The organism is Halopenitus sp. H-Gu1 (assembly GCF_041821145.1).
GTDB lineage: Archaea > Halobacteriota > Halobacteria > Halobacteriales > Haloferacaceae > Halopenitus.
Genome location: NZ_JBGUBC010000013.1, coordinates 1 through 19,343 on the forward strand (window position 1 = coordinate 1; position 19,343 = coordinate 19,343).

Consider the following 19,343-nt stretch of genomic DNA (forward strand, 5'->3'; position numbering starts at 1 on the left):
AGCGAACGATTCCACCGAGCGAACACTCGACGTTCGGATTGGACTCCGCTAACATCCATTTGGATTATCGCGCCAGATCCCACTGGTGCAGGTCAAAGAGAACTGTCTGAGACCGTCTTCTCGACGATCGAGCGGACGATCTCGGCCAGGCGGTGCGTGCTCAAGCGTGGTCTGCAAATTTTGTGAACTCGTCTTGATGTATGATCGACAACAGTACGCGAACCATGACAAAGTGAAATCAAACGCCTTCTGTCGATTCAGTACCCAAATACTTCAAGTATCCCCATGGGAATACATTACATACACATGAAAAATGACAAAATGGATAAAAGTCGAGTAGCGCCTGATGACCCGGATTTGCTCCTACAGCTCATGGAGTCCACGAACGATTGCCTCTGGATGTTCACCCCTGACTGGGAGGAGCTAATATTTGCCAATTCAGCATATGAAGACATCTTCGGACGGTCGGTGACGGAACTCAAAGAAGACCCGGAGAACTTCGTTGAAGCCATTCATCCAAACGATCGCCAAACAGTCATGGGCCAGATGGCGGAGCTTTCGAACGGCAACCCGATTGATTTAGAGTTTCGGGTCAACCCGGAAGTCGACTATGAGACGTGGGTCTGGGTGCAAGGAGAGCCAGTGCATACTGAAACAGGCGAGGTGGAATATGTTGCCGGATATACGCGGGACATTAGCGAGCGGAAGGACTACCAGCAGAAACTAGAGCAACATCGGGAGGAGCTTGAGCAATCCAATGAGAGTCTCCGGGAGTTCGCATACATCGCCTCACACGACCTCCAGGAGCCGCTCCGGATGGTATCGAGCTACGTCGAATTACTCGATCAGGAATACGGTGAACAGTTCGATGACGAGGCAGAAGAATACATGCAGTTTGCGGTCAACGGCGCTCAGCGGATGAAGCAGATGATAAATTCACTGTTGGAGTACTCTCGTGTCCATACCGATGCCAAGGAGTTCGACGAAACGGATGTGAACGAGGTATTCCAAACCAGTCGCCAGGACTTAGAACTCCTGATCGACGATCACGATGCCGAGATATCGGTTGGCGATCTCCCGATCGTCAGAGCCGACCGTGAACAGCTGGGACAGGTGTTTCAGAATCTGATAAAGAACGCCATCGAACACGCCACCGAAAATGGGATTCCGAAAATCGAGGTGACGGCGACGGAACGCGATGATGCATATGAATTCGCCGTTTCGGACAACGGTCCTGGCGTTCCGATCAACGAGCAAGAAGAGATCTTCAAGATCTTCCAGCAAGGCGCATCCGCGTCGAACACTGCCAATTCCGGAATCGGGTTGGCGATTACACAACGTATTGTTCAGCGTCATGGCGGGACGATTTGGGTCGAATCGGAACACGACTCCGGTGCAACATTCAAATTCACTATTCCGAAGGTCTCACCAATCGCCATGCAGGAGGAGGAGGAACAACCATGACAAATACGGGTGAGCCGGTTGAAATCCTGCTCGCGGAGGACAACCCAGGTGACGCAAAGCTCACGGAGAAGGCATTTGAACAAGGGAATATCCTCAACAACTTGTATATCGTCGAAAATGGCGTTGAGGCGATGAAATTCCTCCGACAGGAAGGCGAATTCGAAGATAATCCGAGGCCGGACCTTGTGTTGTTGGACCTCAATATGCCCAGGAAGGATGGCTGGGAGGTGCTTGAAGAGATCGATGAGGATCCGGACCTTCGAGGGTTCCCCGTTATCGTTCTCACAAGCTCCGAAGCCGAATCGGATATCGTGAGGTCCTATGAGTTGCAAGCGAACGCGTATCTGACGAAGCCCGTTGATTACTCCGGATTTATGGATATCATCCAGCGATTCGAGGATTTCTGGTTATCGGTCGTCAAAATGCCTCCCAAGTAACCATGCCCGGTTCAGATCTCCAACCGGACGTGCTGCTGGTAGAGGACAATCCTGGAGACGCTCGACTCGTGAAGCATCATCTAAACGCAACGCATGTGGCCGATATCGTCGGCGACGTCACACTACACCACGAAGAAACCCTTTCAGACGGCCTGAACGCTCTGGAAGCGAATTCTCATGATATTTTGTTTCTTGATCTCGGGTTGCCCGAGAGTACCGGGCGACAGACGCTGGATCGCGTGCTGGAAGAAGACCTGAGAATACCGCTTGTCGTGCTTACCGGCCTCAATGACCGTAAGACGGCTGTCACAGCAATTCAGCGTGGTGCTCAAGACTACCTCCTAAAAGACGATCTGGATGCCGACACGCTCGCCCGATCCCTTCGGTATGCTATCGAGCGCAACCAACAAGAAGAGAAACTACGGCGACAAAACGAACGCCTTGATGAATTTGCCAGCGTCGTCTCCCACGACCTGCGGAATCCACTGAACGTGGCCGAAGGGCGACTGGATATCGCACGCGAACAGAGCCGTAACGAACACCTCGATATCGCGGCGAGCGCTCTCAACCGAATGGAACAATTGATCGAGGACCTCCTCACATTAGCACGACTGGGCGAGGCTATTGATGAACTAGAATTCATTAGTCTGAAGACGCTTGGCGAGGAGTGTTGGAAAAACATTGACACAGCGAACGCGGATTTGGTTATCGACACCGATCAGGTCATTCATGCCGACGAAGGCCGACTACGACAACTCATAGAGAATCTGATCAGAAACGCTATCGAACATGGGGGACAAGCAGTGACGGTAACGATCGGTGCACTCTCCGACGGCTTCTACGTGGAAGACGATGGACCTGGAATTCCTGATGGCGAAAGCGACCAGATCTTCGAAAAGGGATACTCAACGTCGCCGGAGGGGACTGGGTTCGGACTTATGATCGTCGAGGTGATCGCTGATGCACACGACTGGCACATTAGCGTGAACGAGAGCGTGACGGGTGGGGCACGGTTTGAAATCACCGGCGTCGACATCGAGTAATTGCTCCCGATGCGTCTCGGCACGATGCCGCCGAACTGTTCAGAACACGGTTAGTGCCGGGTTTCGTTTGCCACTATACCGAACGGTCAGGTATCGGTTAATCGACTACCCCTCGTTTGGGTCGTTCTTGGAACGGAGGGGCCTCCCACCCCACTGTACTGACTGAGAGATCTTTCTATTATCCGTTTCTTGTATGCCTTGCGTTGACCTCTGAGGAAGTTGCTGGAGATCGAGTGAGGAATCTCATCTCGTTGACTCTGCTTCGATGGCCTCGCTTGCGGTGTTATTCAGCTGTTTTGGAGAGCGACGAGCCGTTATTGTTTCGACCTCAAATTGATAGAAGGATTGCTCAACTGATTCCATGTCTACGTAGTCTTCGAACGTATACAGAGCGGGGAAGGTAGCCGTATCCGCAAGTGCAGCATAGGCTGTCGATTCCTCGTCAGAAAGGTGGGTAAGGGTACCCGTGAGAATGACGCTTGTCCACGCATCGGGCAGTTCCGATTCAACTACAGTGAAACTCGCCGTTTCAGTCGTTTCGAGGAACTCGCGTTTCTTGCTTTCTCCCTCGAAAGCAAAAAGAAAATAAAGCGTGGTTAGGTCCGTATCGTAGCCGAACGAAAGGGGGACTGTATACGCTTCTCCCTCCTTTGTGAGACCCAACACGCCGAACTCGGCATCCCCCAGATATGTTCTTGCCTCGGCTTCAGAAACATCCATCCCGAATAGTTCTCGACCTGCGTCCTCGGATGTCATACCTCAAAATCATAGCTCTGGGTGTTAAATGATGGGTAAATCCAGAATCATTTTCCTGTTTGGTTTGGCTACTGTATTGGCCGATTCGCGTACGCCATTCAATACGGCCGATCGCAGCTATCTGGCGTTACGGATTCCAATAAAATCATCCCGATATCTCTCTCGTTCATGTTATCCCGATCCAGATTTCGCCCGGGTTCCTGGAGACGGAGAATCCACCGCTCAACGGGGGATCGTGCACATCGATAGGATCGGAGAGAACACAGAGACTTCTCCCCCACCTGGCTCCGTCTAAAACTCGAATGCGAGTGCCTTCACTTCTCCGACCGGAAGTCTGTCCCACTCGTCGAGCAGGCCCATGTGCAGCCGACACAGTCCGCGGCATCGGGTACGCTACTCATGTCGCCACACCTTACGCTAGCGGTTTGCTACCAGAATATGAACGTAAGTTATCAAGCCGGAGAAGGGATTTGAACCCCTGACCTATTCCTTACGAAGGAATCGCTCTGCCAGCTGAGCTACCCCGGCGCGTCCGGTTTCGACTACCCGGATAAGCAAAATAAGCCTTCCGAAACCGCGACACGTCGCCACGAGCCACCACGTCTCATGATTCGGCGTCGATAGCTCCTGTTCCCCGTTCGGAACCGATCGACACGCGTTCGAGAGGCGATCGGCGCCTCGGTCGATCACTGACGCGTCAACCGGACGTCGAGACAGACGTTGTGTTCGTGGGGCGCGTACGATCGAACGACGCGTTCGGTCTCGACCGAGACCGTGTAGGCGTCGCCGGCGGCGTCCTCGATCGCGGTGCGGCCGGGACCGAACGGGTCGTCCTCGTGTTGGATGTCGTAGTAATGGATCAGACAGTCGTCGCCGGCGATCATGACTGCGGCTTCCAGGAATTCGTCGGCTGAGTGGGGGAGGTTCATCACGATTCGGTCGGCCCACCCCGTCCAGTCGGCCGCGACCTCGCGGACGTCCCCCTGAAGCGGGGTTATCCGGTCCGCGACGTCGTTTCGTTCGGCGTTCTCGTGCAGATACTCGATCGCCTGCTCGTTGAGATCGCAGGCGACCACCTCGGCACCACGAGCGGCCATCGGAATCGCGTAGGGGCCAACGCCCGCGAACATGTCGAAGGCGTGTTCGCCGGTCTCGACCTGTTTCACAACGCGGTGGCGTTCGGTCGCGAGCCGTGGTGAGAAATACACCTCGGTGATGTCGAGCGCGAACTCGTGGCCGTACTCCCGGTGGATCGTCTCGGTGTCGTCCCCGGTGAGGACGTCCCACTGACGAACGCGAAGCTCACCTTCGATCGGTGAAGCGCGGTTCACGACCGTCTCACACGGAATATCGGAGTCCATCACGGCCTTCGCGATCGCCGATGCCCGTTCGTCATCGTCCTCGTCGATGATGACGATGTCGCCGAGTCGCTCGATGGAAGGCTCATAGCCGAGCAGGTCCGCGGGCGTGGTCGGGGTCTCGCGTCGGTCGGGATCGCGCTCGATGATCGATCTCCGGAGCGGCGGGGGGACGTCCTCGCGGGCGGTGACGGGAAGGTAGATCGTGCCGTTCTCGACGGTGATCTCGTATTCGCCCGCGAGCGCCCCCGCCTCAGCCAGTCGGCGGCGGACCTCCTCACCACGCTCGCGGTCGACGGCGACGCAGGGGACGGTCATCGTCGGAAAAAGGGAAGCGCGCCAATAAGGGGTACCGATCCGGCCCGGATGGAGTCCATCGGTGGCTCACCGCCATCGTCGCATTTTTGTCGACCGCAGGAGTGACGGAGAGCGTGAACGCTCCGATCAGTCTCCTGGCCGGCGTGGTCTTCGGATTGGCGCTGGCCGCGCCGCCCGGTCCGATGAACGCGATCATCGCCGAGGAATCGGCCTGGCGCGGGTGGAGCGCGGGGTTCAAGGCGGGACTGGGGGCGGCAAGCGCCGATGCGGTCTTCTTCGTTCTCGCGTACCTCGGCGTCGTCTCGATAGTCGAATCACGTCCGACGGTGCGGGCTATCATGGTTGGCATCGGCGGATTCCTGATGATGTATTTCGCCTACGGCGCGGCAAACGGGGTCCGCGCGTCGTTTCGCCCTGGCGGCACCGGCGAGGCGATCGTCGAAAAAACGGGCGGCAAGGGGTTCCGAAAGGCGTTCGTGCTTGCGTTGACCAATCCCTATCAGATCCTCTTTTGGCTCACCGTCGGCGTCGGGCTGCTTCGTCCGGGTACCCTGGACGTCCTTTCGTGGGTTCCGGTCGTCGGCGAGGAGCTAACCGGGACGTTCGTGGTCGCCACCGGCTCGCCGGCGCTCGTCGGCGGCCTCTTCGCGGGAATCGGCGTCTGGATCACGGGATTCCCGGCAGCGATCGTGCTTGCCGAACGACGGATCGAGCGGCTGGCGCCGGTGGTCGCGCTGGTGTCCGCGGTCGTGCTTGCCGGGTTCGGCGTCTACTTCCTGTATGACGCCGGGTCGTTCCTGCTCGATGTCTCCCCGTGAGAGTCCGCCCGCGATTTCCTGACAGCGCGTGATCGAGAGAACGTCAGTGCACTTGATCGAGAGAACGTCCGTGAGGACCTGATCGAAGCAGGCGGAAAGTTCGTCCGCTTCCGAATCCGCACCCACCGCGAAGAGGCCGAATCGTGTCCGAAATCGGTGGCCGCTCCCCGCTATCGAATTGGGAGTCGACACCGAACCTCATCTGTAAATGGGTACGTAAGCCTTCGCACCGACCCGACCGACGGCCCGGAGGATTGTCGATGCTTTCTGCGCATCGAATATACCTATAGATATGCACAAAATGCATAAATATGTTGTGGTGGTGTCGCTGAAACCACGTCAGGGGCCGGAGAACATCCTTCATAACCGTTGGGCAACACCTATCAGTATCCTCCGGAAACCCACGTGCATGTTCGAGAAGTCGACGTGGATCAAGCTGCCGCGGAGCGTGCTGCTTGGCCACGGCGTCCTCGACGATCTCGGGGCGGCCGTCGATGACCTGTATCTCTCCGGTCGGCCGCTCGTCGTGACGAGTCCGACGCCGAACGATCTGGCCGGCGATCGCGTCCGGGAACAGTTCGACGACCCGGCGACGGCCATCGTCGAGGAGGCCTCCTTCGGGGCCGTCGAGGACGTCATCGAAACGGCCGAAGCCGTCGATCCGGAGTTCCTGCTCGCAGTTGGCGGAGGCAAGCCGATCGACACGGCGAAGATGGCTGCAGACCACCTGGGGGTCGGGTTCGTCTCGGTCCCGACGGCCGCCTCCCACGACGGCATCGTCTCCGGACGGTCGTCGATCCCGGAGGGCGACACTCGACACTCAGTGGCCGCGGATCCGCCGCTCGCGGTCGTTGCGGACACGGAACTTCTCGCGGATGCGCCCTGGGAACTTACGACCGCCGGCTGTGCGGACATCATCTCCAATCACACCGCAGTGAAGGACTGGCGGCTCGCGAGACGGTTGCGGAACGTCGAGTACTCGGAGTACGCCGGCGCACTCTCACAAATGACTGCGGAGTTGCTCGTCGCCAACGCCGACTCGATAAAGCCGGGACTCGAGGAGTCGTCGTGGATCGTCGCGAAGGCGCTCGTCTCCTCGGGCGTCGCGATGTCGATCGCCGGATCGTCGCGTCCGGCCTCAGGGGCCGAACACCTCGTCTCTCACCAACTCGACCGCATCGCGCCCGGAAAGGCGCTACACGGCCACCAGGCCGGCGTGGCCTCGATCGTGACGGAGTACCTTCATGGTGGCGAGGATGGCGAGTGGCGGTCGATACGCGATGCACTCGCAAGCATCGACGCACCGACGACCGCGGAGGAACTCGGCGTTACTGACGCGGAGTTCATCGAGGCGTTGACCACCGCTCACGAGATCCGGGACCGATACACGATCCTCTCCGGCGGCGTGAACGAGGAGGCCGCCGTCCAGGTGGCGACCGAAACCGGGATCATTTGATCGGCGAGCCGGCTGGTTCGCTCGGCGAACCAAAGACGCATTACCGCCCCGCCCCGACCGATCAGCATGGCAGCCGCTCTCCGGAGTCGAGCGAAAGAGCACCCGAAAGCCGTCACCGCACTGCTCACCGTTATTGGATACGGAACCGTCCTCGGCGTGTTCCTCGTACCACGGTTTCAGGCGCTGTTTCCGGACCTTTCACGTGCAACCGTCGAACTCCTCACCCACGCGATCGCCGTCGTGAACTCGATGACGATCCTCACTCTCGCGCTCGGCTGGTACTGGATCCGGAACGGGAACGTGAAACGACACCGGAGGGCGATGAGCGTCTCGTTCGTTCTGATCGTGGCTTTCCTCGGGATCTACGTTCCCCGCGTCGCCGGCGGCGGCACGAAGCACTTCGAGGGCCCCGAACTCGTCACGATCGCCTATCTGGCGATGCTCGCGATCCACATTCTGTTGTCGATCCTCGCCGTCCCGATCGTCATCTACGCCATCGTCCTCGGACTCACCCATACCGAACGCGAGTTACGAAGCGAAACGCCTCACGCGAAGATCGGCCGGATCGCCGCGGGCTCTTGGCTGCTCTCGCTCACGCTCGGCGTCGTGACCTACCTACTTTTGAATCACGTCTACTCGTTCACTTACTGAGCCGTTCGAACTCGCCCGTCTTTCACGGGCGGCGCAGGAAGATACTCGTCGCCCGCCATTCGATGACCTCCTCGTCGTTCTGATTGTGTGCAGTCAGCTCCCCTGTGACGTATCCGCGATCGTCGCGCGTCGTCGACTTCGTTGCCTCCAGGATTCGGTGTTCGGCCCGAATCCTATCCTCTGCCCGGACCGGCGTTCGCCACCGAAGCTCATCGAGCCCGAAGGCACCGACGCTTGCGGTCCCCGCGAGGAAGCCGTCGACCAGTAGCCGCATACAAACGCTGGCGGTGTACCAACCGCTGGCGATGAGCCCCTCGTGGATCGTCTCACGAGCCACGTCCTCATCGACGTGGATCGGCTGTGGATCGTATCGTTCGGCGAACTCGATCATCTCCGATTTCGGAACCGTGTAACTCCCGAGATCCTGGATCGAATCGACCTCGATGTCCTCGTAATAACGCATTCTCGTTCATCCACCCATCGTCGCGAGGGATAAAGACGATCGTGTTCCATGACGGCACCAACGAGGAGAAGCCGTCGTGTCGGGAGGTTTTTCCGCCAGCCCGATCCAGAACGCCTATGGGAGGCTCGCGAACGCGTGTGGCGATCGTCGGCGAGGAGAGCGCGCTTGAGGCGACTGCCCTCGAAACGGCCGTCTCCGAAGCCGGCGCGACGACGTGTCAAGAGCCTGTTCGTGTGGATGTCGTGCTTGCAGTCGGGGAACGGGGACTCCTGATGGCCGCTCGCGAGTCCCTGGAGGCACCGATCATCGCCGTCGACGCCGGGTGGGCAGGGGATTCGGACGTCCCCGATGGTCACGACGAGTCTCGAGTGACCGGGTTCCCCGACGGGGGCTTGCGGTATGCGATCGATGTCGGGCGCGTCCCCGACGTGCTCGACCGGTTCGATGGGGACGGATCACCGATCGAGACCGTCGATCATCCCCTCTTGGCTGTGTCGGTCGGGGGAGTGGAGGTCGCAACGGCCCTCTTCGACGTGACGCTTGTGACGAGCGAGCCGGCACGGATCTCCGAATACGCCGTCGAAAGCGGTGCGGAGTATCGTCAGTCGTTTCGTGCGGACGCCGTCACGGTGGCGACGCCGATCGGCACGACCGGCTACGCGCGATGTGCAGGTGCGCCGGTGTTGTCCCCGGGTACCGGGCTGGTCGTCGTTCCGGTCGCGCCCTTCTCGACGCGGACTGACACCTGGGTCGTCAACGACTCGGCGACGATTTCGGTCGAACGCGAGGAGGAGCCCGTTTCGCTCGTGATCGACGACGAAGTCTGCCGGACGGTGGGAACTGATGATCCGGTTTCGGTCTCCGTGGACGGTCGCCTTCGGATCGTCTCATCGGATCTCGAGAGGGGCTCTGCAGACCCGTCGTCGTGAGACGGACGGTCGCACATTTCGGGCGGGATTGGAAAAACTCTAAAGAGTCGTAGTCCCAGGTACCAGTATGGACCCATTGCAGTTCCTCGTCCCGCTCGGCTGGCTCGAGATCGTCGGGCCGGCGCTTCCGTTCGCCATCCTCACGCTGGCCGTGGTGAACATCGCGACGCGCCATCGAGCGCACGCGAAACACGTCGAGCAGGCAGCCGATTCCGATAGCGTCGAGCAGTATTTCCCCCACGTCTTCAGCACCGTCGGACTGGTGCTCGTCAGCTTCCTGTTCACGCTGGTCCAGCCCACGGGCGGCGCGATCATCTCCGTGATCGCGGTCACGATCCTGGTTGCGGACCTCTTCGAGTTCGAGGCGCGCAACGTGGAGGCGCGCAACGAGATGGACATCGAAAAGCCAAAGAGTGCGATCGCGGCCTCCTCGCTCGTGGTGATCTACGCGCTTTATTACGTGCTCGTCACGATCGAGGCGACGTTCTGGTCGGGGCTTTTCGCGTGACATCCCCCCCGACGTGACCGCCGGGGCTTCCCGTACCGCAGGTTGGGATAGTTGCTGGTCTACGATACGACCTGTTCTCCCGTGCGGAACGTCCCGATCTCGCGGCCGAACAGGTGTACCGAGGGCTGTGCCACACAGCCGTTACTTCTATCCTCGCCGTGGGGACTCGGAGTTATCTTCTGACGTATATTCTCTGTCCCGTTGCAATCCGGCAGTCCCGACCAACTCGCACGACGAGCAGACGGACAATCCACGCTCACCCCGGTTCGATTTCGTGTCATCACCGCACCGTGAACACGTCTTCGACGTGTCCCACTCGTTCTCTTTCAGTACCTCGACACCGCGTTCTTCGCCTTTGGAGTCGAGATACTGGTAGATGCGGTCGAACGTCCACGAGTGCAACTTCTTGTTCCCCGTTTTGCTTAATGTCTCTGAGTTCTGGTGTACGAACGAGACGCGTCGCGTCTCGTCAACGCCGTAAACGGCGGGATTCTCTCCTCGAAAGAAGATAGCCACGCGAAGCGGACAAGCGACTCCGCGAAGAACGAATGAATTCGGAACGAACGGGGAACTATTCGTTTCCAAGCGCGAATGCCGGAACGGTCCTCAACCGTTTGCGGATGAGGACGTCCGGCGTGCGTTGACGGGAACGTGGACGTGGACGATCGAGTTAACTCGACGTCTCCTCGACCATGTTCCGGCGAATCTCGCGGAAGATCGGGATCAGGATCCAGTAGGTGACCGGACCGAGGATCATCAACCATAAGAACGCGTCGCTGGCGAAGATCCCCACCGTCTGATAGATATTGCTCGGTTCAGGTGCCTCGACGGTCAGCTGCTGGATGGCGTAGTATTCCGGCGTGCGATACCACCCGGCGAAGACGAACCACCCGAAGGCCCCGACCATCGACAGGACCAGACCTTTCATGAACTCGTCGGCCATCGATCTATCCTTCGTCGGAGCCCTCTTGAGGCTTTCCCATTCCCTGGGCCCGAAACCGGGTTCCGAGTATATACACCGCCGACCCGAACACGATCGACGACACGCCGGCAAGCGCGAGCCCGGCGGTGAGAAGATCGGCGGACAGCGAGAACCCACCCACGCTGAGGAGAGTGGCGATCGCCGTCCGCAGGAGGCTCACCTGCAACGTCGCGGCATCGATCAACATGAAGCCGAAGACGAAGGTCACGACTGCGATGAGCGTCGAAAAGACCGTGATCGTCTTGTAGAGTCGAAGGGGGACGACGATCTCCCTGCCGCCGGGCCCCACGTTGGGACCGGTGGGTTCGGGATCTCGAGTACTGCTGTCGCGTTCGGATTTCGGGAGTGGATCCCCCGTCGCGTCCGCCTTCTGTGAGACACCGGGCTCGTCGTCGAGAGCACGAGGATCGGAGGCGGACGAATCGTTAGAATCCATGCAGTGGGATCGAGGCTCTGAGGGGGCGGCGGTCACTTCGGCGGGCGGAGCCGGTAGTACCGCTTGTTGAGGTCGTACATGTACCCCTCGCGCATGGTCTTCAGGACGGCGTAGGTTATCACGCCGGCGAGAGCCGGCCCCACGAAGCTGAGCGTGAACAGGAGTTCCAGCTCGATGGGGAAGAAGTTCTGGATGGCGAGCGCGGCGAGCGTGACCGACAGAACAGCGCCGGTGACGCCCACGGCCGACCAGAACGGCTGTTCGACGGGACGACGAGCGTTCCCCTTGTTGAGGAAGGGAACGAGCGCGACGGCGCCAATGATGATCCCGTGGGCGATGATCCCGAAGAACTCGTGGGACACCACTTTGCGACCGCCAAGGACCGCCAGCTCGGGATTGATCGGGTTGAGCTTCAACAGCCCGAACGACCAGTAGAGGTACCAGTCGGGCAGAATGATCGACGGCGTCGAACTCGGATTGGCGGGCTCCCCGAAGTGGGCCGGCATGGTCGCGGCAACCAAGATCATGATTCCGACGAAGAAACTCGTGATCGCCAGGTTGCGGATCGTCTCGTGTGGCCAGGTGGGAAAGCCCAACACGTCACGTTCGACGTAGGTGGATTCCTGTCTGAGGTCTTGATCTTCACGGCGCGATCGCTCGAAGTACTCGTAGGTGAGCCGCGAGAGGCCCTGACTTCGTTCCTTTCGTTCGCTCCAGGTCGGCGTTTCGTCGTCCGGCGGAACGGTCGCCGGCGGCCCGCCGTCGGTACGCGGCTCTCCGTCGCTGCCGCCGTCGGCCATCGCCGGTCCGTGGTCGTCGTGATCGGTCGGTGGCGTATTTCTCGTCATTGTATCAGTGCGGCTCCGCGATCCCCTGCACCCAGACGATGCCGACGTGAAGCGCGATGAGCGCGGTCACGATGAACGGCAACAAGAATACGTGCAGGATGTACATTCGTACAAGCGTTGCCTGTCCGAGCGTGAACCCCCCGAACAGTAGCTGTGCGGCCCACTCGCCGACGATCGGGGTCGCAAGCGCCATCTCGACGCCGATCTGCCCCGCCCAGAAGGATAGCTGCTTCCAGGGGAGCAGGTAGCCGGTGTAGCCGAAAAGCAGGGTCAACATGATGAGGACGACCCCGAGAACCCAGTTGACCTCGCGCGGCTCCTTGTAGGCGCCGGTGAAATACACCCGGAGCATGTGGAGGAAGACCGCAGCGACCATGAACTGGGCCGACCAGCGGTGGATGGACCGCAGCATCAGCCCGAACTGTAGATCCTTCATGATCGCCTCGATCGACAGCCATGCCGCGGTCGGATCGCCGGTCGCCACCGCGCCTGCCGTCGACGGCGAGTAATAAAAGCCTAACAGCGCGCCGGAGACCGCCGCGACGAGATAGGCGATGATGGAGAGGGACCCGAGCGAGTAAAGCGGGTACCAGTACCAGAACTTGTTGTCCAGATCGTACTGTTCAGTGTGACTCTTGGGCATCTGGAGGTTGACGCGGTAATAAAGCGTCTCGAGCAGCTCCAGGTAATCAACGATCCGGAGCCGTCTGTCCATCCAGATCAGCGTGGTCAGGAACGTCGACTCGAGGACCGTGAGATCCTTGCGTTCGAGCCAGGCGTCGTGGTCGAATTCGTCCTTTTTTTCGAGGCTCATTGGTCGTTTTCGTTACCGCTTGTAGTAGGGGTAGACTGCGCGTTTGATCGTCTCCCATGCGTCCTCGGGGTCGGCGAACGACTCGCCTTCGACGTCCTCCTCGCGGACGTAGAGGTCCTCCCACTTGCGCCGACGCTTCTTGACGACCATCACGTCGGGAAGGAACTCCTTTCGGTACAGCGCGAGGACGAACGCGAGGTCGATGAAGACCAACGCGAGCAGTCCGCCGAGGAACATGTTGCCGAACTCCGTGGTCGCCCAGCCGAACATGAGTCCGTAGACGAACAGGAACACGAAGACGACTTCGATGATCGTCAACAGGACGATCGCGATCGCGGCGGGCGTGCTCTCGCGTGCCGGTTCATATCGGTGGATGTCGCCGTAGGAGGACTCACTTGAGCTCATCGGCTACCACCATGTCCCGTGTGTGCGGATTCGCCGTATTTGAGCACGTAAAAGGTGAATCCGAGCGTCAACGTGATCGCGACGCCCGAGACGAGCCCGACCCAGTGGGCGTGAAGCGGAACGCCGAGATCGTGAACGCTCTCGGGCCAGCCGGTGTCGGGACTGCCACCGCCACCGGCCTCCTCGGTTTCGATGTCTTCACCAACGGCGAGACCGCCGTGCATGCCGACCTGCGCGTGGGGAGCACACCGGTAGTGGGTAATCCCAACGTCGTCCTCGGAGGTCTCGTATTCGAAGGTAAACCCCTCCTCGGCGGTGATTTCACTTTGCCACTCGGCGGGGCCCTCAACGCTCTCGGTGTTGTGGGCACCGCCGTCGCCCGTCCATTCCCAGGTCACAGTCGCCCCCGGATCGACCCATGTCTTCGTCGGATCAAAGGACAACCCCTGTTCGCCGGCCCCCACCGAGATCGTTACTTCGTCTTGTCCCCGAGCGTCCTGGTACGTTCCGAGATTGGCGTCCTCGACGCTGGAGGGCCACACGGGACGTACTTCGCCGCCCCCGCCCTCGCCGTCCTCCTGGGCGGCGGCCGAGCCAGTCGCCGCGGTCGTCGCGGCGACCGCGGCCGTCGAGCCGCCGGCCGTACGCATAAACTCCCGCCGTTTCATACGAATCGAACTGGGAACGGCGCGCGCTTAAACCCACCGACTATGGTCGATCGGCGGGACCGATCGCCCCCTCTCGACATTGTGAGGTAGAACGGTCACTGCGGCCGATCATCCCGATCGTCCACCCGTTCCGATCGGTCGTCACTCGAGGATTTCGATGGGTCGTCCTCGGGTTCGATCTCCGGAAGATCCGGACGTCGTTTCGCCTCCCGAAGCGCACGAAGTCGATTCCGGTATTCCTCCGAACGAAACCGATCGGAGAGCCGGGCGTTCGCGACCGTCGAGAACAGAAAAAGCGCCCCGAAAAAGAAGACGATCCCCATCGCCGGAGCGACGAGCGTGTCGAGATCCGAGACCAACCACGCGCCAACGAGAAGGACGGCAGCGATCAACTGGACGCCGGCGACGATCTGCATCATCAGGTTGCCGAGTTCGCTCGATCCGCCGGAGACGTCCTCGGGATCCGGAAGCGACCAGTTCGTCGGGGGATCTGAAACCTCATAGGAGTCCATCGAACAGAGCGCGACGAGGGGCTCTACGTCACGGAGGATCGTTCCCCGCCCGCGGACGTCACCGTTCGCGTGAACGACGGCGTATCCCTCGTCGGAGTAGACGACGAGCCGATCGCCGTCGTCGTCCGTCACCCGGTCGAAGGTCCCGAAGATCTCGCGTCGGGCGATCCGAGTCTTGAGTTCGGCCTCCAGCCGATCGAGAAGGCGATCGCCGGTGATCCACGTGTCGGGATCGAAGGCGACGTCCCACTCGTCGGCGTTCATCCGTGCCATATCGGCCGGACCGAACTCATCGAAGTCGTACTTTTCCTCGACCTCCCGTCGGAGGGCCTCCAGGTCCGAGTCGTCCCGATCCCCGGATCCGGAAACACGATCGGACGGCTCGGCGGACGCCGAGGAACGACGGTCCTCGGACGTGCCGGCGGAATCGGTCATTGGCCGGATGTAGGATCGCCGAGGGTGTTAGACTTTCGTCCCGTAGTCCTTCGGAGTCCGACCCGGATCGACGGGACGGACCGGGAGCGAAGCCACTCGAAGCGATCGCGTTTTCCCGGCCGATGGGAACGGCCCGCCCGATCGAGAGCCTTTAGCGCCGCGGGCCGAATTCCGACGCATGCTCGAGTCCGGGTACGTGGCGGCCGCGGTCGCGATCTGCGTGACTGCAAGCCTGCCGTTTTTCCTCTATGGTGCCTGGGTGATGATCGATGCGGACGTCGTCACCTGGGATCTCCTCGTGTATCACCTCCGATTCGTCGTGACCGGACTCGTGTTGACCACGGTGCCGATGGTCACCTGGATGATCCCGCGACTGTTCGATCAGCTCACCGGCGCGGCCGTCATCCATGCGTTCTTCGGGATCCAGGCGTACGCCCTCTTGACGTTTTCTCTCACTGGAATCGTCCGGATCTACGGGGCAAAACGCAATGCGGATCTCTATCACGATCCTGACCAGGACGTCGATCTCGACGACCTCCACGAGAACATGAGCCACTGGCGCACTCGGCTTCGTGTGGGCGTTTTCGGCTACACGATCCTCTGGATCTGTGCGTGGCTCACTGGGCTCTACCGATTCGCGACCATCCACGTGCTTTAGCGGGCTGGTCGTCGACGTCTGGACACGTCATCGATATTTGGATGGATCATCGACATCTGTCCGGGTTCTCGTTCTCGCCATCTGGTCCCTATCCGAACGGGACGGCGTTCCGATCACGACCACGGGTCCCCGCTTGCGAGGTCGACCTCCGAATCGAGTTTCGAGGACGGACAGATGTCCTCCAGCACGCAGCCGTCACAGTCGGGATTGCGCGCGGTACATTGTGCCCGCCCGTGATCGATGAACAGATGCGTGAACGCCTGCCAGCGGTCCCGAGGAACGATCTCCATCAGGTCCTCTTCGATCCGCTCCGGCGTCTGCTCCGTCGTGAGCCCGAGACGTCGCGAGATCCGCTGGACGTGTGTGTCGACGACGATCCCTTCGACCACGTCGTGGCCGTGTTGTAACACCACGTTTGCGGTCTTTCGGCCGACGCCAGCCAGATCCCTGAGCTCGGACATCGTATCGGGGACCTCACCGTCGTGGTTTTCGACGATGTCCTGTGCTGTCGACCGGATGTAGCTCGCCTTGTTGTTGTAGTAGGTGATAGAGGAGATGTCCTGGGCCAACTCCTCCTGGTCGGCGTTAGCGTAGTCGCTGGCCGTCTCGTACTTCTCGAAGAGATCCTCACAGACGTCGTTGACGCGCTCGTCGGTACACTGGGCCGAGAGGATCACGGCAATGAGCAACTCGAGGCGGTTCGAATAGCGCAACGAGATGCTGGAGTCCGGATACTCCTCGGCGAGTCGATCGAGCACCTCGGCGGCCTGTTCCTCTCTGGTCTCGAGCGGCGTTCCCATACCGACACGTCACGGCTCTCCGAGTTGAACCGTTCGAACTCTATCCGTGTCACTGGGGTCCGAACCGACCGTCTCAGACAGCCCCGAATCCGTGAGCTCACGCCGCGAGCCGATCGTGGTCGACGCGGTAGATCCGGACGCCGTCGGTCTCGAAGGCGACCTCGACGCCCTGAAGGTGTCCGATCGAGACGTCCTCGCCGTAGCGGGCACGTTCGGCCGGACCGACCCAGACGTATCGAACGTCGTGTTCTCGAAGGACCGCAACGCGCTCGGCATCGGAGCCGGCGTACGCACGATCGGCATCCGAAACGCGCCCGTAGTAGGATTCGACTCCTCGATAGCCGATCTGGTGGCTCCAGCCGACGACGGTCGGGATGCCCGTGAACGAGGAGGCAGGGTTCGACTCCCAGGAGTACGTGCCCGGTTCCCCGGGATTCTCCGCAAGCCCCTCCGGCGACCGGCTCGTACCCGGGGCCTCAAGCAGAACGTCCTCGTGGGTGGCGTGCGTGTCGAGCCATCGGATCGCAGCCGCCTCGGCCGGGCGCGTCTCCTCCAGGTAGGCGGTCGAATCGAGCGTCCCGGCGTCGTTGGCCGCGAAGTGTCCCCCGAGTGCGAGGGCCGCGTACGGGAGGACGGAGACGACGAGCAGAGCCACGATGACGCGTGCGATCGTGTGTTCGGAAGGGAGCCGGGTACGGAGGCTCCGACGGACGCCGAATACATCCGAATCGGTGGCGGGAACGGCGAACCCGCGCGCGTACGCCTCCGAGAGGACGACGCCGATCGCGACCCCCCACAGGACCCAGACGTGGAAATAGGTCTTGAAGACGGTGTTGAGTCGTCCAGGGCCGGCCAGTTCGGCGAGGTGAATGATCTCGACGAGGCCGACGAGCCCGGCACCTGCGAGGATCAGAACCGTCTCGAAGCCGACGTCCCGATCGGTTCGTGCCGCGACCCACCCGAGCACCAGGATCGGTCCCAGGAGCGAGACGGCGGGAACGTCGAGGAGAACGCCGACGGCGGCGACGGCGAGAACGCTTCCCACGATCGGGACTCGGCGAGTCGAGAACCGACCGAGAAGGTAACAGAAGAAGGCAGCAAGGAACGCGCCGTGAACACGTACCAGCGCGCCGAGCGCGGACCGATCTGTCGGGTCCACGAGGGCGAGAGTCTGCTCGCTGCTCGCCGAGAGCAAAAACGGCGCGGCGAGAAGGAACCCGAACGCGCCGATCCCCGCCGTGACCGCGAGCGCACCGAGAGTCCGTTCGATCTCGACCCGAAGCGGTCCCTCGTCGAGTCGCGATCGGAGGGTCGAACGGAGACGGTCCCCTCCGGGAAGGAGAGTGATCGGGGACGCGGGTGCGAACGCAAGCGCGAGCCAACACACTCCGAGCAGCGTCGCAACGTCCCACGTGTGGATCACGGCGAGAATGCCGACAAGCGGAATGACGATCCCGAAGGCGAGCCCACGACGCCGTCCTCGCGACTCTTCGGGCGTGCGCCAGTAGGCGTAGGCGATCGCGGTCCCGGCGAAAAGAAACGGTGCGCCGAGCATGTGGGCGTGGAGGTCGCCGTTGAGGAACGCGAAGAGCGGGAACTCGTTTATCGTCCCGTCGACGACCCGGCTCGCCGTCCAGTAGCTGAACCGCGCAGTTCCCGTGAACAGGTCCTCGGCCGCTTCCGGTCCGCCGGTCGTGACGATCCCCACAAGCGTTCGGGCGGCCGACTCGGGGAGCGCCCGCAACGCGATCCCGATGACCGGAACGAGGTTGCTCGCGAGACCAACGAAGACGGCAGCGAGGACGCCGGCACGGGTGGCGGCTCGTTCTTCCAGTCGATCAGAAGCGATCGCGCGCGCGAGATCGAAAGCCCCCACGATGAGACAGGCGTAGATTCCGGCGAGCCCGAGATTGTACGCGTAGGCGGCCGGAGTCCCCGTGAGGGTCGCAAGGAGGGCGACCGTGAGATGGCCGCCGTAGTAGTAGTTCAGCGTCTCGCCGGCGAACCAGACGTCGAATGGCGGGAGCGTCTCCGCCCGCAAAAGCGACCTGAGGATCCCGTAATCGAGGAACTTCTCCCCGCCGGCAGGCGTGATGGCCGGGTCGGCAGCGCGGATCGCAACGACGAACAGGAACGCTGCCACGAAGACGACCGCCGAGAACGCGACCGCCTGCCGATCGATCCCATCCACGAGGTCGCGTCCATCGATCCGACGATCGAACACCGCCTCCCGATCGATATCGGTGACGAGCGAGACGAGCGAGACGAGGAGAAGAACGCCGACGCCGAGCCAGGCCGTTCGAGGTCCGTAGTTCACCCGTCCGGTCCAGTAGGCGACCGTCGTCAGGATGGCGAGCCCGACCACGGGCGCGAATCCGATTCCGCGTGCTGGAAATCCCCTGAAGAGCCGCGCTGAAACGGGGAACGCAAGCGCCCCGAGCGCGACGAACGCGAGGAGCCACCGGACGACGAGGAGATACTCCATGTCCACCGGGAGAGGCGCGAACGCTGAAACGTCTTCGGGTCCGTATCGATCAGTCGATGCTATCGGACGGTCCGACGGTCGAGATCGGTGACGGGTCGC

The 19,343-nt window shown here is 61.1% G+C and carries 21 protein-coding genes, 1 tRNA gene and 1 pseudogene; 9 read left to right on the forward strand and 14 right to left on the reverse strand.

Annotated elements, in window-relative coordinates:
* The first annotated feature begins 306 nt into the window (after positions 1-306).
* The 3 genes from ACERIT_RS10560 to ACERIT_RS10570 are packed head-to-tail and all read left to right on the forward strand — an operon-like array spanning position 307 to position 2,944.
* Positions 307-1,464 (forward strand): ATP-binding protein, encoded by a 1,158-nt coding sequence (locus tag ACERIT_RS10560; RefSeq protein WP_373674821.1) that lies wholly within the window; start codon positions 307-309, stop codon positions 1,462-1,464.
* Positions 1,461-1,901, forward strand: a complete 441-nt coding sequence (locus tag ACERIT_RS10565; RefSeq protein ID WP_373674822.1) for a response regulator — start codon at positions 1,461-1,463, stop codon at positions 1,899-1,901. The genes ACERIT_RS10560 and ACERIT_RS10565 overlap by 4 nt, the downstream gene beginning before the upstream one ends.
* A 2-nt stretch (positions 1,902-1,903) precedes the next feature.
* The gene (locus ACERIT_RS10570; RefSeq protein WP_373674823.1) at positions 1,904-2,944 is read left to right on the forward strand and encodes a sensor histidine kinase; all 1,041 of its coding nucleotides are present in this window, start codon (positions 1,904-1,906) and stop codon (positions 2,942-2,944) included.
* Positions 2,945-3,187: 243 nt separating this feature from the next.
* Here the strand turns inward: ACERIT_RS10570 and ACERIT_RS10575 are convergent, their stop codons facing one another.
* The 3 genes from ACERIT_RS10575 to ACERIT_RS10585 all read right to left on the reverse strand — a co-directional run bounded on the left by ACERIT_RS10575 (position 3,188) and on the right by ACERIT_RS10585 (position 5,376).
* The gene (locus ACERIT_RS10575; RefSeq protein ID WP_373674824.1) at positions 3,188-3,700 is read right to left on the reverse strand and encodes a pyridoxamine 5'-phosphate oxidase family protein; all 513 of its coding nucleotides are present in this window, start codon (positions 3,698-3,700) and stop codon (positions 3,188-3,190) included.
* A gap of 455 nt (positions 3,701-4,155) precedes the next feature.
* Positions 4,156-4,228: transfer RNA gene (locus ACERIT_RS10580), tRNA-Thr, on the reverse strand.
* 158 nt (positions 4,229-4,386) lie between these two features.
* Positions 4,387-5,376: a class I SAM-dependent methyltransferase family protein gene (locus ACERIT_RS10585; protein ID WP_373674825.1), complete on the reverse strand. Its 990-nt coding sequence runs from the start codon at positions 5,374-5,376 to the stop codon at positions 4,387-4,389.
* A gap of 113 nt (positions 5,377-5,489) precedes the next feature.
* On the opposite strand from ACERIT_RS10585, the gene ACERIT_RS10590 reads away from it, so the two are divergent.
* From ACERIT_RS10590 to ACERIT_RS10600, 3 genes are all read left to right on the forward strand, one after another.
* On the forward strand, positions 5,490-6,194 hold the full coding sequence (locus ACERIT_RS10590) for a LysE family translocator (RefSeq protein ID WP_373674826.1): 705 nt from the start codon (positions 5,490-5,492) through the stop codon (positions 6,192-6,194).
* 409 nt (positions 6,195-6,603) lie between these two features.
* Positions 6,604-7,650, forward strand: coding sequence for an NAD(P)-dependent glycerol-1-phosphate dehydrogenase (locus ACERIT_RS10595; protein WP_373674827.1), 1,047 nt, complete (start codon positions 6,604-6,606; stop codon positions 7,648-7,650).
* 66 nt (positions 7,651-7,716) lie between these two features.
* On the forward strand, positions 7,717-8,301 hold the full coding sequence (locus ACERIT_RS10600; protein ID WP_373674828.1) for a DUF420 domain-containing protein: 585 nt from the start codon (positions 7,717-7,719) through the stop codon (positions 8,299-8,301).
* Positions 8,302-8,323: 22 nt separating this feature from the next.
* Here the strand turns inward: ACERIT_RS10600 and ACERIT_RS10605 are convergent, their stop codons facing one another.
* Positions 8,324-8,764 carry a MaoC family dehydratase gene (locus tag ACERIT_RS10605; RefSeq protein WP_373674829.1) on the reverse strand — a complete coding sequence of 147 codons (441 nt, stop codon included), beginning with the start codon at positions 8,762-8,764 and terminating at the stop codon, positions 8,324-8,326.
* A 116-nt stretch (positions 8,765-8,880) separates the two neighbouring features.
* Here ACERIT_RS10605 and ACERIT_RS10610 point away from each other — a divergent pair, with 116 nt between their 5' ends.
* Together ACERIT_RS10610 and ACERIT_RS10615 are read left to right on the forward strand one after the other, a co-directional pair.
* Positions 8,881-9,693 carry a hypothetical protein gene (locus tag ACERIT_RS10610; RefSeq protein ID WP_373674830.1) on the forward strand — a complete coding sequence of 271 codons (813 nt, stop codon included), beginning with the start codon at positions 8,881-8,883 and terminating at the stop codon, positions 9,691-9,693.
* Positions 9,694-9,760: 67 nt separating this feature from the next.
* Entirely contained in the window at positions 9,761-10,201 is a 441-nt protein-coding gene (locus ACERIT_RS10615; RefSeq protein WP_373674831.1) for a hypothetical protein, read from the forward strand.
* A 59-nt stretch (positions 10,202-10,260) separates the two neighbouring features.
* Here ACERIT_RS10615 and ACERIT_RS10620 read toward each other — a convergent pair.
* The 8 genes and pseudogenes from ACERIT_RS10620 to ACERIT_RS10655 form a co-directional block, all read right to left on the reverse strand.
* Positions 10,261-10,621: pseudogene (locus tag ACERIT_RS10620) on the reverse strand (zinc ribbon domain-containing protein); the annotation flags it as partial.
* Between the two features lie 250 nt (positions 10,622-10,871).
* Positions 10,872-11,144, reverse strand: coding sequence for a hypothetical protein (locus ACERIT_RS10625; RefSeq protein ID WP_373674832.1), 273 nt, complete (start codon positions 11,142-11,144; stop codon positions 10,872-10,874).
* A gap of 4 nt (positions 11,145-11,148) precedes the next feature.
* Positions 11,149-11,619, reverse strand: coding sequence for a hypothetical protein (locus tag ACERIT_RS10630; RefSeq protein WP_373674833.1), 471 nt, complete (start codon positions 11,617-11,619; stop codon positions 11,149-11,151).
* Positions 11,620-11,651: 32 nt separating this feature from the next.
* The gene (locus tag ACERIT_RS10635; RefSeq protein WP_373674893.1) at positions 11,652-12,419 is read right to left on the reverse strand and encodes a cytochrome bc complex cytochrome b subunit; all 768 of its coding nucleotides are present in this window, start codon (positions 12,417-12,419) and stop codon (positions 11,652-11,654) included.
* 52 nt (positions 12,420-12,471) lie between these two features.
* On the reverse strand, positions 12,472-13,281 hold the full coding sequence (locus ACERIT_RS10640; protein ID WP_373674834.1) for a cytochrome bc complex cytochrome b subunit: 810 nt from the start codon (positions 13,279-13,281) through the stop codon (positions 12,472-12,474).
* A gap of 12 nt (positions 13,282-13,293) precedes the next feature.
* On the reverse strand, positions 13,294-13,686 hold the full coding sequence (locus tag ACERIT_RS10645) for a hypothetical protein (protein ID WP_373674835.1): 393 nt from the start codon (positions 13,684-13,686) through the stop codon (positions 13,294-13,296).
* Positions 13,683-14,354 (reverse strand): plastocyanin/azurin family copper-binding protein, encoded by a 672-nt coding sequence (locus ACERIT_RS10650; RefSeq protein WP_373674836.1) that lies wholly within the window; start codon positions 14,352-14,354, stop codon positions 13,683-13,685. Before ACERIT_RS10650 ends, ACERIT_RS10645 begins: the two co-directional genes overlap by 4 nt.
* Positions 14,355-14,449: 95 nt before the next feature.
* Positions 14,450-15,301: a hypothetical protein gene (locus ACERIT_RS10655; RefSeq protein ID WP_373674837.1), complete on the reverse strand. Its 852-nt coding sequence runs from the start codon at positions 15,299-15,301 to the stop codon at positions 14,450-14,452.
* A 178-nt stretch (positions 15,302-15,479) separates the two neighbouring features.
* Here ACERIT_RS10655 and ACERIT_RS10660 point away from each other — a divergent pair, with 178 nt between their 5' ends.
* Positions 15,480-15,959 carry a hypothetical protein gene (locus ACERIT_RS10660; protein WP_373674838.1) on the forward strand — a complete coding sequence of 160 codons (480 nt, stop codon included), beginning with the start codon at positions 15,480-15,482 and terminating at the stop codon, positions 15,957-15,959.
* Positions 15,960-16,072: 113 nt separating this feature from the next.
* On the opposite strand, the gene nth is transcribed toward ACERIT_RS10660, so the two are convergent.
* Both nth and ACERIT_RS10670 read right to left on the reverse strand, forming a co-directional pair.
* Complete coding sequence (gene nth, locus ACERIT_RS10665) at positions 16,073-16,759, reverse strand: endonuclease III (protein WP_373674839.1); 687 nt, start codon at positions 16,757-16,759, stop codon at positions 16,073-16,075.
* Between the two features lie 97 nt (positions 16,760-16,856).
* The gene (locus ACERIT_RS10670; protein WP_373674840.1) at positions 16,857-19,244 is read right to left on the reverse strand and encodes a DUF2298 domain-containing protein; all 2,388 of its coding nucleotides are present in this window, start codon (positions 19,242-19,244) and stop codon (positions 16,857-16,859) included.
* Between the last annotated feature and the right edge of the window lie 99 nt (positions 19,245-19,343).